This is a genomic window from Paracoccus sp. R12_2 (assembly GCF_017744015.1).
Taxonomy (GTDB): domain Bacteria; phylum Pseudomonadota; class Alphaproteobacteria; order Rhodobacterales; family Rhodobacteraceae; genus Paracoccus.
Window position 1 is genome coordinate 1 of record NZ_JAGHRA010000011.1, and the last position, 14673, is coordinate 14673.

The 14673-nt window shown below is 63.3% G+C and carries 18 protein-coding genes; 14 read left to right on the forward strand and 4 right to left on the reverse strand.

Annotated elements, in window-relative coordinates; genetic code table 11:
* Nucleotides 1–292: SDR family NAD(P)-dependent oxidoreductase (locus J7359_RS13270; RefSeq protein WP_209057266.1), on the reverse strand; the 292-nt coding region annotated here is incomplete at its 3' end.
* 27 nt (nucleotides 293–319) lie between these two features.
* Nucleotides 320–505, reverse strand: coding sequence for a hypothetical protein (locus J7359_RS13275; protein WP_209057267.1), 186 nt, complete (start codon nucleotides 503–505; stop codon nucleotides 320–322).
* Nucleotides 506–1044: 539 nt separating this feature from the next.
* Between J7359_RS13275 and J7359_RS13280 the strand changes: the two genes are divergently transcribed.
* From J7359_RS13280 to J7359_RS13345, 14 genes are all read left to right on the forward strand, one after another.
* Nucleotides 1045–1659 (forward strand): hypothetical protein, encoded by a 615-nt coding sequence (locus tag J7359_RS13280; protein WP_209057268.1) that lies wholly within the window; start codon nucleotides 1045–1047, stop codon nucleotides 1657–1659.
* A 111-nt stretch (nucleotides 1660–1770) separates the two neighbouring features.
* Nucleotides 1771–2199 carry an enoyl-CoA hydratase gene (locus J7359_RS13285; protein WP_209057269.1) on the forward strand — a complete coding sequence of 143 codons (429 nt, stop codon included), beginning with the start codon at nucleotides 1771–1773 and terminating at the stop codon, nucleotides 2197–2199.
* A complete protein-coding gene (locus tag J7359_RS13290) occupies nucleotides 2192–3136 on the forward strand; it encodes a cation transporter (RefSeq protein WP_209057270.1) in 945 nt (314 codons plus the stop codon). The genes J7359_RS13285 and J7359_RS13290 overlap by 8 nt, the downstream gene beginning before the upstream one ends.
* 528 nt (nucleotides 3137–3664) lie before the next feature.
* Nucleotides 3665–4456 (forward strand): glycosyltransferase family 2 protein, encoded by a 792-nt coding sequence (locus J7359_RS13295; RefSeq protein WP_209057272.1) that lies wholly within the window; start codon nucleotides 3665–3667, stop codon nucleotides 4454–4456.
* Nucleotides 4453–5367 carry a glycosyltransferase gene (locus tag J7359_RS13300; protein WP_209057273.1) on the forward strand — a complete coding sequence of 305 codons (915 nt, stop codon included), beginning with the start codon at nucleotides 4453–4455 and terminating at the stop codon, nucleotides 5365–5367. Before J7359_RS13295 ends, J7359_RS13300 begins: the two co-directional genes overlap by 4 nt.
* Nucleotides 5367–6410, forward strand: a complete 1044-nt coding sequence (locus J7359_RS13305; protein ID WP_209057274.1) for a glycosyltransferase — start codon at nucleotides 5367–5369, stop codon at nucleotides 6408–6410. Before J7359_RS13300 ends, J7359_RS13305 begins: the two co-directional genes overlap by 1 nt.
* 18 nt (nucleotides 6411–6428) lie before the next feature.
* Nucleotides 6429–8489 carry a catalase gene (locus J7359_RS13310; RefSeq protein WP_209057275.1) on the forward strand — a complete coding sequence of 687 codons (2061 nt, stop codon included), beginning with the start codon at nucleotides 6429–6431 and terminating at the stop codon, nucleotides 8487–8489.
* A gap of 312 nt (nucleotides 8490–8801) precedes the next feature.
* Nucleotides 8802–8969: a hypothetical protein gene (locus J7359_RS13315; RefSeq protein WP_209057276.1), complete on the forward strand. Its 168-nt coding sequence runs from the start codon at nucleotides 8802–8804 to the stop codon at nucleotides 8967–8969.
* 577 nt (nucleotides 8970–9546) lie between these two features.
* Nucleotides 9547–10044, forward strand: a complete 498-nt coding sequence (locus tag J7359_RS13320; protein ID WP_209057277.1) for a hypothetical protein — start codon at nucleotides 9547–9549, stop codon at nucleotides 10042–10044.
* Complete coding sequence (locus J7359_RS13325; RefSeq protein WP_209057278.1) at nucleotides 10044–10769, forward strand: PIG-L family deacetylase; 726 nt, start codon at nucleotides 10044–10046, stop codon at nucleotides 10767–10769. The genes J7359_RS13320 and J7359_RS13325 overlap by 1 nt, the downstream gene beginning before the upstream one ends.
* Nucleotides 10766–11359, forward strand: a complete 594-nt coding sequence (locus J7359_RS13330; RefSeq protein WP_209057280.1) for a class I SAM-dependent methyltransferase — start codon at nucleotides 10766–10768, stop codon at nucleotides 11357–11359. Before J7359_RS13325 ends, J7359_RS13330 begins: the two co-directional genes overlap by 4 nt.
* A 728-nt stretch (nucleotides 11360–12087) precedes the next feature.
* Nucleotides 12088–12513: a hypothetical protein gene (locus J7359_RS13335; RefSeq protein WP_209057282.1), complete on the forward strand. Its 426-nt coding sequence runs from the start codon at nucleotides 12088–12090 to the stop codon at nucleotides 12511–12513.
* Complete coding sequence (locus J7359_RS13340) at nucleotides 12510–12743, forward strand: hypothetical protein (RefSeq protein ID WP_209057284.1); 234 nt, start codon at nucleotides 12510–12512, stop codon at nucleotides 12741–12743. Before J7359_RS13335 ends, J7359_RS13340 begins: the two co-directional genes overlap by 4 nt.
* On the forward strand, nucleotides 12743–13261 hold the full coding sequence (locus J7359_RS13345) for a YetF domain-containing protein (RefSeq protein WP_209057285.1): 519 nt from the start codon (nucleotides 12743–12745) through the stop codon (nucleotides 13259–13261). Before J7359_RS13340 ends, J7359_RS13345 begins: the two co-directional genes overlap by 1 nt.
* A gap of 214 nt (nucleotides 13262–13475) precedes the next feature.
* Here the strand turns inward: J7359_RS13345 and J7359_RS13350 are convergent, their stop codons facing one another.
* Complete coding sequence (locus tag J7359_RS13350; RefSeq protein ID WP_209057287.1) at nucleotides 13476–13658, reverse strand: hypothetical protein; 183 nt, start codon at nucleotides 13656–13658, stop codon at nucleotides 13476–13478.
* 475 nt (nucleotides 13659–14133) lie between these two features.
* Entirely contained in the window at nucleotides 14134–14658 is a 525-nt protein-coding gene (locus J7359_RS13355; protein WP_209057290.1) for an MBL fold metallo-hydrolase, read from the reverse strand.
* Between the last annotated feature and the right edge of the window lie 15 nt (nucleotides 14659–14673).

A 14673-nucleotide genomic window follows, 5' to 3' on the forward strand; every position in this document is an offset into this window, starting at 1 on the left:
CAATCTCGAGACATTCTCGACCGGCCTCACGCACCAATGCCGCAGTTGAGGCTGCATCTTCGGTCTCTTCAAGGTAGATCAACGCCACATCCGCACCTTCGCGGGCATAGGCAATCGCCACGGCGCGACCGATACCACTGTCGCCGCCGGTGATGATCGCCTTCTTGCCCCTTAGACGCCCGCTGCCCTTCCAACTCTGCTCGCCGTGATCAGGGCGCGGTTCCATCTTCTGGAAACTTCCGGGCAGTGATTGCTGCTGTTTGGGAAAAGGCGGTTTGGGGTAGTAGGTCATGTGAACCTCTCCTTTCATCGTTCCCTGCTACTCTTCGGGTGGTGGCGTCAGCCTGCGGATCGCGTGCTTCAGAAGAATCCGCCCCAATTGCTCGGCCAGAACGCGCGTGTCTTCGCTTTCCAATTCCAAGCCTTGAATGTCGTCCGAAACCAGACGAATCCCGTGCGTGCCGCTACGGTAGAAATGAAGCGTCATTGAGGTGTGGTCGTGCATCTACTTAACCTTCGGCTCTTGCTCCAGGGGTTCGGGCGATGCTCTTCGCCCGGGTTCACTGCGTAAGCACCTTGCCAAGACACCTTGTGGGTCATCAGGTGATCGATGGTTCCGATACGTGCGCCGTCGGCGCCGTAGACCTTTGTCCCGTTGACGTGATCAGAAGACTTCAGACTCGCGATTTGCCCAATCATGAGCAACTCTCCAATTGACTGACGAAACCGAACCTCCATCTCGCATCCAGCGTTCCCTAGGAATTGCCCGCGACAAACAAAAATGAACTATCTGCAGAGCGGTCCTGCGAAACTTCCCCGATCATCGCGGCGGGGATTGTGGACACCGATCACAGTCCTGATCGTCCCCTCATTCGCCGGGACTTTTCTGACTGGATCAGTAGTTAGCACCGAGAATGAGAGTTGCTATGCGGGCAGTAAATGCAGCTTCCCTAGGATCGCAGATCCGGCACGTTGAGGTTGATCGCGTTTGTCCGACCGGCAAATCACATTGCCCTGATCGATGATTTTGCATAACCAGCGTCCATGCTGGCATGGATCGAGACGCATAGCTCTGCTCTGCAGGTTGTCGTGGGCCTGACGACAGCGCTTGTCTGGGTGATCTATCTGCATATCCTCGTCTCGGGTTTGCGGCGACAGCGCCGATCCGAGATCCTGATTACTCTTGGCGGCAAGCGTGACATGTCAGGACGGATCATGGTCAGCAATCTCGGTTTCGAACCGATCTATATCCTCGACATCCTGCTGAAGTTGAGTGCCGATCATCGGGAAGACACGGTTTCGGTCGCAGAGCGTGGCAAACAGGACCAGCGTGGCCAGGACCCGTCGGACAAGTCCACTCTGCAGACGCCCCTGAAGACTGGCGACCTGGTCGATATCGGAGAAATCGCGACACTGCTGGATCGTGCGGGCGCAGGTTCCACAGATTCGCCTGCTGAGGTCTCCTTGTCACGCATCGACATCACCGTCGTCGCCGTCACGGCAGCCACGTCCAGCATTGTCGCGGCCCAACGCAGCTTTGACATTGACCAAGGCGAGGATGGTCCTGGCAGATTGCGCGCGCGCTCTCTCTACGCCCGGCAGATCCGAAGCCGTCGTGAGCGTCGCAGGATTGAACAGGACATGCAGCGCAGTCTGTAGCGAGGGATCGGCCGGTCATCAGGACGGCTGTCGCCTGCAAACTCGTGAAACTATCATGACGACCTAGCGGTTAAGTCCTCGCAGCAAGGTGAGGATTGCAAAGAGGTCGAGATGAACAGAACGCGGGCGGGCCTGATGATCGCGGTACTGATCCTCGCAGCATGCAGGTTTCCCACAGATCCCGATCATACCGCGCAATCGGTCGAGGGCGGCACGCTGAAGGTCGGCGCGCTGACCCCATTGGAGACGACGGATCGAACAGCGGTCGAACGGATTGCCGCAGCGTTCGATGCTGACCTCCGGATCATCGAAAACGACCCGCACAGGCTTTTTGCGATGCTCGAGGAAGGTTCCGTGCAGATTGTCGCGGGCAATATCCCTGAGGACACGCCGTTCAAATCCTCGGTCGCATTGACCGATCCCATAGGAGACCTGAGGCTGAGCGGCGAGACCAAGCAGCGCGTGCTGGCGGTCAAGCAGGGTGAGAATGCGTTCCTCATCCGCGTGAACCGTGCGCTGGCGAGGTCTGCCCATGAATGAACTGCCTGCCGAAATCCAAAGAAAGCTCGCCAAGGCCGAGCGACTGGAATGGTGGAGCCTTGGGTTCCTGATAAGCATCGTCATCGTCATGTATCTGGTCATGGGGTCAAGCCAGGCCATGAAAACGGCGTGGATCGAAGATACGCTCAGCCTGATACCCCCTGCCCTCTTTCTCATCACGCGCAAACTCGAGACGAAGGCGCCAACCCGCCATTACCCCTATGGTCTTCATCGCGTGGGCTCGCTGGGCTTCTTCCTGTCCGCAGCGGCGCTCAGCACGATGGGCGCCTTCCTGATCTACAGCTCAGCCACGGCCCTGTTGCTTCGCGAACACCCCACCATCGGCAACACGCAGATATTCGGCCATGATCTCTGGCTGGGATGGTTGATGATCGTCGCGCTTGCCTATTCGGTAGTCCCCCCTGTCATCCTGGGTCGCAAGAAATTGCCTCTTGCGCGTCAGACCATGGATAAGGTGCTGCATACGGACGCCCAAATGAATGCCGCGGATTGGAAGACGGGATTGGCGGGAATTGCCGGGGTCGCGGGAATCGGGATGGGCTGGTGGTGGGCCGACGCCGCCGCAGCGGGGTTCATCGCCGTCGACATCCTGCGCGACGGATTGCGCGCGATGCGGATCTCTCTCTCGGAGTTGCTGGACGGCGCACCGCGACAATTGGACAGCCCCGACATTCACCCGCTGGTGGACAGAATTGGCCGGAACCTGGAACAACTGGGCTGGGGATCCAGCGTCAAGGTCCGCGAAACGGGCCGTTATGTCCGCGCCAGTCTCGAGCCAGAGACCGGTCGGGCGATTTCGGTCGACGAGGCTCTCAAGATCGGTGCGGAGGATGATGCCTGGCGGCTGATTGTTGTCAATCGGACAATCAAGATGAACTCCTGCGCAGGAAGCGATGGGAAAGATCGCCCGGAATGAAACCTGAAGGATTGGCAGTCTCAGCAGAGCGAGATCGCCCGGCATGACGACCTGATCGGCGAAAAATGATCAAGGAGACGTGCGGACGGGTCGGCCAACCAGCGGCAGATCGTGGTGAAATCGTGTGAGCCGCCTCAGATCGGGAAGGTCACTGCGACACGCAACACCGCGGCAGAGTTCAATTTTACCTCAGATATTGACATGGTTCGTCTCGCCATTGCCCCCCAAGTCAGACGGTCGGCCTCGGGATGAACAGGCCGTGGTGGCGTAGCGCCGTCGTCGGCTAGGCCGCCCTTGCCATCAGAGACGGGCCGAGCGAAGCCCACAATCTTCTGCAATCCCTACGAGAATGCGCAGTCGCGCTTCCGCGCGCCCAATAAGATCCGCGTCCCGGTGCGCGCCGGATGCCCGCCCCCACCACGCCGCAGACACACCCTAACAAATGTTGTTGGAACACGGCTCTGTCTGCGGTGTTGAATTGTCGGATCGCACGATGTCCCGTGCCGATGCACTCAGGAGAATTCTGCAATGGTCAGGGTGGACGGCCGAGGCGTGTTCCTCGGCTTGACGGCGCTTGCCTGGAGCGCGCGCACGATCACCGAGGATGCAGAACTGGCGCTGCGACTGCTGCGGCACCGGTTTCAGGGCCGGTTCGTCGACCGCATCATCGGCAGGGGCATCCTGCCGATCGATTTCACCGGACTCGCGCTTCAGCGTTATCGCTGGACGGCGGGAAACGCGGACATGCTCCGGAGGGGACTCAAGGGGATGTCTGCGCGCACGGCGATCCAGGTTTTCGCTCAGCTGACGGCGTGGGCCAACATGGCGCTGCCGCTTGCGGCGGGCCTTATCGGGGGCAACTACGCCCTGCTGTTGGGTGACGACAGCGGTCAAGCGGCACGGCTGTGCGCGCTCTCGGGCTTCGGGTTGCTGCTGGTTGTGCTTTCGGTCTGCCTGCCAATGGTGCTGAGTACGATTGTCCGCGGCAGGCCCGCGCTGCCGGTGATCCTCGGCGCGCTCGCCATGCGGATCGCGATGATCGTGCCCTCGGCAATGGCAAGCATCGACGCCCTCTTGGGTCGCTCGGGAACCTTCAGGCGCACAGCAAAGGATACCGGAGAGGCTTCCGAACACGTCGTTTGGCAGTTTCCCGCTCTTTCCGCTGTTGGTCTTGTGCTGCTCTGGAACTCATCCAGCTTGCCTTTGTTGGGTCCGGCGGGTGCGGTTGTGCTGCTGCCGCATCCGTTCGCCCGTCTCGCCTGCACCAGCCTCGCCACATACCGCAGCTGCCTTAGCTCGGAAAAGGAGGCCCGGACATGATCCCGAGCGTCACCATCGTCATCCCCACCTACAACCGGGCCAGTGTCCTGGCCCAAGTGATCGACGCCGCGCTTGGGCAATCCCTTCCAGGTGTCACGGTGATGGTCAACGACGACGGTTCGTCCGACGAGACCGCCGAAGTCCTGAAACGGTATGCGGGCAGCCAGCGGTTCGTCGGCGTCACCCTGGCGGAAAACTTCGGCACCGCGCGTGCAAAGAACCTGGGCATCGCGTTATCGGCGTCTGACGCTATAACCTTCCACGATTCCGACGATATTCCGCATCGCGACAAGGTGATGCTGCAGGCGCGCGTGATGGGCAATGAGGCCATCGGCGCTCACCCCTGCCTCAACTGGCGTCTTGCGGGCCGCGAGCCTAACACGACGATACAGATCGGTGTGGTGCTGACCCACCACGAGCTGATCCTGCCGAACGGCGAACGCGCCGAGATCCATCGCACGCTCAGCCTCGTTCACGACTTCTTCCCGAACCTGCAGATGGCGGCGGGCGTTCCCGGCGACTGGACACATATCAATTCCGGTTTGTTCCATCACTCGGTCTTCCAGCGTCTCGGCGGGTTCTCGGATTGCATCGAGGAGGACAGGGAGTTCCGCAACCGGTTGATCATGGCCGGCGAGGTGCTTTGGGTGATTCCGGAAATCCTGCTCACCAAGATCGAATCCGCGGACCGGTTGACCCAGCAATCGGCGACCGATTGCGACAGCGCGCGACGTCAGGCGGATCGGCAGCGTGTCTGGGATGCGGTGGGCCACTGGTTCCGCACCCGCGAGGTGACACCGATTCCGGTCGATCTCACGGGGGTGCACGTCGCAGCATGCACCAATTCAGGGCTCTGTGACCCCGCGGCGGCAAGTCGGCTGAGCGGGCGCGCGCCGGAGAAGTTCGCGTGATGGCCGGCGTCGCCTTCCTTGATGCCATGGCCCCGCGCGCCTACAGCGGAGGGCCGGGCGATCTTGCCGGGCTCGGCGGGACCGAGGCGACGCTTGTGCGCATCTGCGAGGGTCTGGCGGCGGATCGGCCCGTGACCGTCCACCAGGCCGCCCGGGCGACGGGCCCGGTCCAAGTGAACGGCGAGCGCTATTCGGGGTGGGATGTCAGCTGTCCGCTGGAAGAGCGGCCGGACGTGATCGTGGTCGTCAACTCCTGGAAGATCGCCGCGAAGATCGCCCGACAGCATCCCGGCGCCCGGGTCATCGTCTGGCAGCGTGTGTTTCCGGGACGCCACAACCCCGTGCACGCCGCCGGCCTGCGCGCCGCTGGTATCGAGGTGATCTGTGTCTCTGCGGCACAGTCCCGCTGGCTGCGCGGTTTCGCGGGGTGGGATGCGGTCTCCATCTCGCACATACCCAACCCGATCGCCGATGATCTGGCCCCCTACGATACCGCGCGCGACCCGGACCTGCTTCTCTACGCAAGTTCGCCTCACAAGGGGCTGACCCAGGTCCTTCGACGGTTCGAGGTGCTTCGGTCACGAATCCCGACCTTGCGACTGGCCGTCGCCGATCCCGGATATCTGGCGTGGCCGACCGGCCGGGTGCCGGATGGTGTCCTGTCCTACGGAAAGTTGTCCCAAGCCGACCTTCACCAGCAGATGCGACATGCGCATTGCCTGTTCTATCCGCAGGACCAGTTCGCCGAGACCTTTGGTCTTGTCATAGCCGAGGCCAACGCGCTGGGTTGCCCGGCCCTTCTGCAACGTGGACTGGGCGCGAATGACGAAGTCGCCTCGGACCCGTCGCAATGCATCGCCACCACCGATTCCGACGCCATCGCTTTGCGCGTCCGTCAGTGGCGCGCTTCGGACCCCGGAACGCCCCTTGCCGCCGCCCGGTCCGAATTCCGCCTGTCGCGGGTCGTAGCGCTTTGGCGCGCGAAGACGGCGTGCGCGGCGGCGCCGGAAGACGAGCGGATGCTCGAAACCCAATCCCTCTGACCAAGGAAAGGCTCTGAGATGACTCGTAAGACCTCCAAGACCCTGCCGAACGACGGTGGTGAGACCCACCAGACCGCCCAGGACGGGCACGAGACCATGACCACCCAGGTCGGGATGCCGATTGCGGATGGCCAGAACAGCCTCAAAGTCGGCCCTCGCGGCCCGCACCTGATCGAGGACCAGATCTTCCGCGAGAAGCTGTTCCACTTCGATCACGAACGCATCCCCGAGCGCGTCGTGCACGCCCGCGGCTATGGGGCACATGGCACGTTTGAACTGACGGAGTCGCTGGACGACGTCACCCGCGCGCGGGTGCTGACCGAGGTCGGAGAGAAGACCGAGGTGTTCGTCCGCTTCTCGACCGTCGCGGGCAACAAGGGCTCGGCCGACCTTGCCCGCGACGTGCGCGGCTTCGCCGTGAAATTCTACACCAAGGAAGGCAACTGGGATCTCGTCGGCAACAACATCCCCGTATTCTTCATCCAGGATGCGATCAAGTTCCCCGACCTGATCCACGCCGCAAAGCAGGAACCCGACCGGGCCTTCCCCCAGGCCCAGACCGCTCACGACAATTTCTGGGATTTCATGTCGCTGATGCCTGAGGCGATGCACATGGTGATGTGGATCATGTCGGACCGCACAATCCCGCGCAGTTTCCGGTTCATGGAAGGTTTCGGGGTCCACACGTTCCGCCTTGTCAACGACGCAGGCAAGTCCACCTTCGTAAAGTTTCACTGGAAGCCGCGGCAGGGGATGCAGTCCGTGCTGTGGGACGAGGCCGTAAAGATCAACGGCGCCGATCCCGACTTTCACCGGCGCGATCTCTGGGATGCGATCCAGAAGGGCGATTATCCGAAATGGGATCTCGGTGTGCAGATCTTCGACGAAGACTTCGCAGACAGCTTCGACTTCGACGTGCTGGACGCGACCAAGCTTATCCCCGAGGAACAGGTTCCAGTGCGCATCGTGGGCACGCTGACGCTTGACCGAATGGTGGACAACTTCTTCGCCGAGACCGAGCAGGTCGCCTTCCAGACCGGCAATATCGTGCCCGGCATCGACCATTCCAACGATCCATTGCTGCAGGGGCGGAACTTCAGCTACCTCGACACCCAGTTGAAGCGGCTTGGCAGCCCCAACTTCAACCACATCCCGATCAACGCACCGCGCTGTCCCTTCGCCCATCTCCAGCAGGACGGTCACATGGCGATGCACAATCCCCGGGGCCGCGCGAATTACGAGCCGAACAGCCACGGCGAGGGTCCGCGCGAGGATCCCGAACGCGGCTTCCTCTCCTACCCGGCCGAGGAGCAGGGGGAAAAGCTGCGCGTGCGCTCGGAGACGTTTGCCGATCACTACAGCCAGGCGCGAATGTTTTATCGCAGCCAGACCGATATCGAGAAGGATCACATCGCCAAGGCGCTGATCTTCGAACTCTCCAAGGTCGAGGCGGTTTCGATCCGCGAACGGATGGTGTCGCATCTCGTCAACATCGAAACCGGCCTTGCCGAGAAGGTGGCCGACGGGCTCGGTCTGACGGAGGTGCCAGAGGCGGCCGAACCGGCGCGGCCGGTGATCGACACCGACCTGTCGCCGGCGCTCAGCATTCTCGCAAACGCGCCTGACATCTTCGCAGGGCGCAAGCTGGGCGTGCTGGTGACCGACGGCATCGACGCAAAGGTCTTCGACGCATTGAAGCAGGCGGCCGAGGACGCCGGCGCAACGGTCGAGATCGTGGCCGAGAAGGTCGGCGGCGTCACATCCAACCGGGGGCAGCGGATTGAAGCGGACCAGAAGCTTGAAGGGGCGCCGTCGGTTCTGTACGACGCCGTGGCGGTCATCGCTTCCGACGAGGGTGCCGCCAGGCTGGGACGGATGCACGCCGCCCGCAGCTGGCTTGCCGACGCCCATGCACATCTAAAGTTCATCGCGCTGTCGGAGGCGGCACAGTCTAAATTCTGGCCGAAGGCCGTCCCCGATGACCCCGACGCAGGCGTCTTCGTCCTCTCGGCGGATGAAGGAGCCAAGGACTTCCTGACCGCCTGCGCCAGCATGCGGTTCTGGGACCGCGGGGCGTGACAGGTTCGCGCCGCTTCGGTCCGGGCGACCCCTGGCCGGTGGCGATCACGGTCCCGGCGCGCAACGAGGCAGACCGCATCGCGGACTGTCTCGAAGCCGCCGCGGAAAGCCTGCGCCACCGAGGCGGTATCGTGGGTCGGGGTCAACGACTGATCGGACCGGACGCTTGAACGCACGCTTGCCTGGTTCGAAGCGTGCGGGACCAGCGGCCTCGTCCTTCACTGTCCTGATGCACCGGGCGGCGGAGCCGGCGCCGTGCGGCGGGACCTTGTCGCCGCCTGTGCGCCGTATCTAGCCCCCCACGGCGTGGTCATGACGACGGATGCAGACAGCCGGATCTTTCCCGACTGGGTCGAGGCAAACCTGGATGAACTGAACCGGGCCGACCTGATCTGCGGCACCGTCCTTCCCGATCCGGCCGAATTCGCGCGCCTGCCGCCTGTCATCGCGGGGCGCTTGAGGGCGAATACATGGCGCTGACAATTGCCCTGAAAGGCGCCATCGATCCGGTTCCGCACGATCCGGACCCGTCCCACCTGTCCGAGCCCGGGGCGAGCCGCGCCTTTCGCATGCCGCTTTACGACGACGTTGGTGGCTTCCCCGCCCTGCCATCCGGCGAGGATCGCGCCTTTGCTGAGCGCGCGGACCTGCAAGGTTGGCAGGTTCGTCACTCCACGGGCCGCGCGTGCAGACGTCAGGCCGGCTCGAGGGCCGCGCGCCCGGGGGCATGGCCGAGGCGCTGCGATTCCGGATCCACGCGCCCGACCCCCTCGTCGATTAGCTGCCGGAATCCGCCGAGGCGACCGTCGCCCGGGCCCGGCTGCGGTCTGAGTTGCGCACACTCTCCGCCCGGCCCGGCATATCCCCTGAGGCCCTGTCCGCTGCGCGCCTGCACCTTGCCGGGATGCCGCGCATGCGCATGCGCCTTTCGGACATCCCGCGGGAACTGCCGCGCCTCGCCGCCGCGCTGGCAAGCGAACGGGCCAGGCCGGAACGGGCGGCCTCGGCATGAGGGGGATCGCCGCGCCCCGGGGACATCCGAGACGACGAACAGGCCGTGTTCGCCACCATCGCCGCCGGTGCGGCGGAGGCCGATGCCAGCCATCGCGACCTGTCGGCGGACATGGTCTTGCTGGCTACCTCGGGCATCTTGCGACGTTTGTACGCAGAGGCCGATCCGGCCGACCATGTGGGTCTGCTGCGGCGCATCGGTGCGGCCAGTCTGCCGGTCGGTCGGCTGGCGGGCCTCGCGCACGGCGCGCCCCTGTTCGTCACGGATGCCGCGTGCAGGGTCGAAGCACCCGGTGCTGGCGAGGAAGAGGCCGCGCTGTCCCTTGCGGCGCGCGAGACGGTAGAGACCGCGTGCCTCGAAGCGATGGCCCTGGCCGATCGCGCGCTTGGCGCCCGGTCGTTCGTGACCGGGAATCCGATCGATCTCCTGCGCCGGGATCTCGGTTTCTTCCTGAGGCAGGCTGACCTTGACGGCAAGCTGCGGCGGGTCGGCCGGACCCTTTGCGAATCCCGGAAACCGATCGGCGCAATCTGGAGCGACTGATGATCGTCTTCACATCTCTCGTGCGTCAGACCCGCGATGCGCCGGTCGTCGGCATTTCCGAACTTGCGGGATCGGGCGACGTGCTGGTGCTTGCCCCCCATCCGGACGAGGAAAGCCTCGCGATGGGTGGGGCGATCGCGGCCGCTTCTGCAATTGGCCGCCGGATCCATGTCGCCGTCGTGACCGATGGCGCGCGATCGCATCCCAACTCCGAATGCCATCCTCCCGCCCGTCCTCGGGCGCTTCGCCGCCGCGAGGTGTGGCAGGCAGTCGCGATCCTCACGGAAGGGAGCGGCGTGGTCCACTGGCTTGGCTACCCGGACATGGCCGCGCCGGATGACGAGGCGTGCTTCGCGGAAGTCGAGACCGCCTTGGCGCCGGTGTTTCCCGACGTCACGGCGATCTGGACCACCTGGAACGGCGACCCGCACCCAGGTCACCAGCGCGTCTGGCGTCTGGCGCAGTGGCTGACGCGTCGCCGCTGTGGCGTCCGCATGTTCGCCTGCCCGGTCTGGGGACGTGTCCAGCGTCCCGTGGCTGGGTGCGGATGGCAGGGGGCGCGACGGTTCCGCAGCCTCGAACATCGCGGGACCAAGTCCCGTGCGGTCTTCGCCCATGCCTCGCAGATAACCGACCTGATCCGCGACGACCCAGAGGTTTTCCGAATGCCACGGGCCTTGGCTCGCCATTTCATCGTCAGCGACGAAATCTTCATTCCGTCATGACCCGGGATGCAACCTCTTTCGATACGCTCTACAAGGCCGAGCAAGATCCTTGGAACTACGAGACCAGTGCCTATGAGGCCGAGAAATATCGCCGTTGCCTCGCACTGCTGCCAAGATGCAGATACACGCGCGGGCTAGAGATCGGATGCTTCATCGGCGTGATGAGCGCCGCGATCGCCCGGCGGTGCGACAGCCTGCTCGCCCTCGATTTCGCACCGACGGCGGTGGCACGGGCGCGGGCGCGCGGGATCCCGAATGCCCGCTTCGAGGTCGCAGCGATACCCGCGGAATGGCCTGCGGGGCGATGGGACCTGATCGTTCTCTCCAAGGTTCTGTATTACCTTGATCCCGCAGGGCTCGACAGGACCGTGGCCGTGGTTGCGAAATCGCTGACCGCAGGCGGTTGCTGTCTCGTCGCCGGCCATACCGGCCCGACCGAAACCACCCTGAGTGCGCTTGACGTACAGGATCGCCTGCTGCACGGCCTCGCCGAGGCGCACCCCCGGCACGCCATCTACAAGGATCGGGACGCGTCCTGGATCGCGGCGATCTTTGAATGCCGGATTGGTCCGGCGGCGGGGTGGAGATAGCGTTCGTCGAAGCTCACCAGCTGTGCAACGGCATTGCCCACGCCCAGAGCTTCTTCAACCTGCTCGAGCGCGAGAGGATCAGGCGCCGCACCTACTGGACCCGCCAGGAAACCCGGCGACCCGTCCACCGCTCGGCAGGGCGAGCTTGAGATCGAAGATTACGCCGACGCGGTCGCCGGCTTCCGAGAATTCATTGCCGGGGCAAATGGTGCGCAGGACAACGATCCAGCAGCGCTAGCCAGTCTGATTGTCGCCGAGGCCGGGTCCGCCAGCCCTGCGCGACGCCTGCTGTTCGGCGCCGATGCACTCGAGTGGGCGGGCACCAAGAGCCGGCAGCTTGCGGCCGAGATCAATGCATCCATCCGTCGGACATGAGCCCGATCGCACAGAAGATGGAGAGTGGGCTGCCGCGCTCGACGCTGATCCCCCCGTCATGCTCGAGACCGGGACGACCGGCAGGTTTGGTTCAGTTGCTTCTAGCGACCCATGGCCGGCTTACCTGACAGTCTATCCCAGCTTTGCTGCGCATCGCGGGAAAATGACCCTGAAAGCGCTGCCAGCCGAGCAGCCACCATCTTCAGCGGGACGAATAAGTCGCAGGTTGCGGAAATGACCGATATCAGGCCTAGCAGAAGATCAGTGGCAAGACGTGACGAACAGAGCATATCGATAGTAAATGAACCAATCAGCCTTGGGGAATGTTGGATCTTCAGCCCCGAGGAGCTTAGATGCCACCGACCGCAAAGACCGCTGGACATTTGTCCGCCGAAGTCGCCGAGCAAGCGATCCTGATGCATACTCTCCTTCTAATCGCGGTCTTCGGTTGCATAGCGCTTGCTGCTGTCGACCTGATCGCAGAATTCTTCGTTCCCAATCAGGACTGGATCGCCGGCACCATCACTGATCTCGGCGCCGGGCGCTACGAGATCATCGTCGACACAGGTCGTTACGCCTTATCTGCAGCATTGATTGCTCGTGCCGTATTCGCTGCTCCTATCCACCTCGGCGCGTGGGATTGCAGCCTTGGGATCATCGCACTCGTTATCTCTGGCTTGGTGGTTTTCCCCATCCGGCCCCGCAACGAATACGGCGGCAATGGCAGTGAAGGCCGGTTGATCCACACCGATTTGGTCTATGCCCTGGATTCGCGATGATGGTAGCCTGCCTCATCTTTTCGCGTGGCGCAGCACCGGTCAGCGCGTTTTGCCGCACTCTGCTGATTGGCACCGGCATCGTCTGGGGCAGCACCGCGCCCCTGTTCCTCGCTCCACCCACGGATCTCGACGGCATCTACGAACGCAGCCTCGCAGCCGTTTCTTGTGTACTTGTCCTCACCATTGCACGCCTCTTTTGCCCACCTGCCAAGCAGCTGAAAGCGACCTGATGTTCACGGATATTTCTGCTCTCGACGTTGTTCTCCGCGGCACGCTACTTGCCCTCGTCGGCCTGGCGTGGGTGGTGATCTGTGTGCGTATCATCGGTTTGCGGGCTTTCTCGAAGATGACGTCATTCGATTTCGTCACCACCATCGCCATCGGTTCGCTTCTGGCGGGATGCGTGCAAGCAACGAGCTGGAGCGGATTCGCGCAAGCTCTCATCGCCATTTCGGCTCTTCTCGGGATCCAGTATGCTGTCTCGCGCACCCGCGCACGGCGGGACGACTTCGAGGGATTGATCGGCAACACGCCGACCTTGCTCATGCGAGAGGGTGAATTTCAGGAAGCCGCGCTCAAACGCACGCGGACATCCCGAAGTGACGTCATCGCCAAACTTCGCGAAGCAAATGTCCTGCACATCAGCGATGTTCGCGCCGTCGTGCTCGAATCCACCGGAGACATCTCCGTGCTGCACGGTGAGAACCTAAACGACATCCTTCTTGACGGGGTCAGGACCGACGCATGAAGCCGGTTGTGTTCAGGAAAACAGACGAACGTTAGCGGCGATCTTAAGGCTGCCATTCGATTTGCTGCCGGGAAAGACAGCTTCGACCGCACAGTGACCATCCGGCCGGTGGAAATGCTGCGCGACGCTCGAACTTCCGGTTCGGTAGAGCTGCGCTCCACCTTCGAATGGCAGTTCAGGGCCGACTGTGCCCTTATCCCCCTTGACGTCGGTGTCAGTGCGCCGCGACGGTTGCGCGCTTTGGCGAGACGCCGAGCGCCGAGGCCTGGTATTGCAGGCGGGCGATCACCTCGCGGTAGTCGGCATTGTGGCTATAGGCTTCGATCGCACGAAGAATGAGGCGCAGATCCTCTCCGGAGACCGAGGCGCGCAGGGCTTTTCGCTGACTGTCCAACATTGGAACCTCCTACTGGTGAAACACACTCCCCGCGTTCTACCAGAGGCGTATCCGGCGGATAGATGGCTTTTTGTATATGCCTATCACGCCTTCCCGACCGTCCGCGCAACCGGACCGAAAGTCGAGGGTCAACAACTCGGCCGGGCCGGATAGGATCCGAAGGTGATCCGGAGACGCACATGACAGAACTTCCAACGCGGATGGCAGGCGTCCTGCTGACCGGCCATGGCGGGGTCGAAAGCCTTGAATACAAGGACCGACCTCCCCGTGCCGAGACCTGCGAACGGCGAGGTCCTGATGCGTGTGACGGCGACCGCGAAGAACGACGCCGGCCGCAGGGTCCGCGTATGCGTCACCGTCACCGCTGGACCGCTCAAATCGCCCGAACGGGAGGGGATGGGCCTGACGTCAAATCTTCTCTACCTCCGACAATGTGTGTGAACCACTGCAGAGGCCGTGGCAAACGCTCACATCCTCACTCCCACTCCATCTGTTGGAACACGGCCTGCGCGTTCCGCCCGGCCAGCGTGTCGAACTGTTCCAGATGGGAAAAAGCGGCCTGGTCTACCTCGACCGAGCCGATGATGTCGCCGCCCGTGTCGATGTGCGCGCGCATCCGGTCGCGCAGGTTGACGAGGTAGTCATATGTATCCGCCCGCGCGCGCTCCAGCGTCGTGGGATCTCCGTGGCCGGGGACGACGTGCAGGGGCGCGCGCGCGGCCATCGCGTCGAAGGCCTCGAGCCAGCCTGCGGAGCTTGAGAAGTCCAGCACGCCCAGAAGCCGTTCGGTGAAGACGATGTCGCCGGCGAAGACGACCCTCTCCTCGGGCAGCCAGACAAAGGCGTCTCCCGGCGTATGGGCCGGGGCGGGCTGGACGATCTCGATGCTCCGGCCGCCGACCATGAGCTGAAGGCGATCCGCGAATGTCTCGGACGCGTAGACTGGCTCGGTGCCGGCCAAACCCTCGCCGATCAGTTGGCTGAGCATGGTCATCTGCATCGAGGCGCGCGCCTT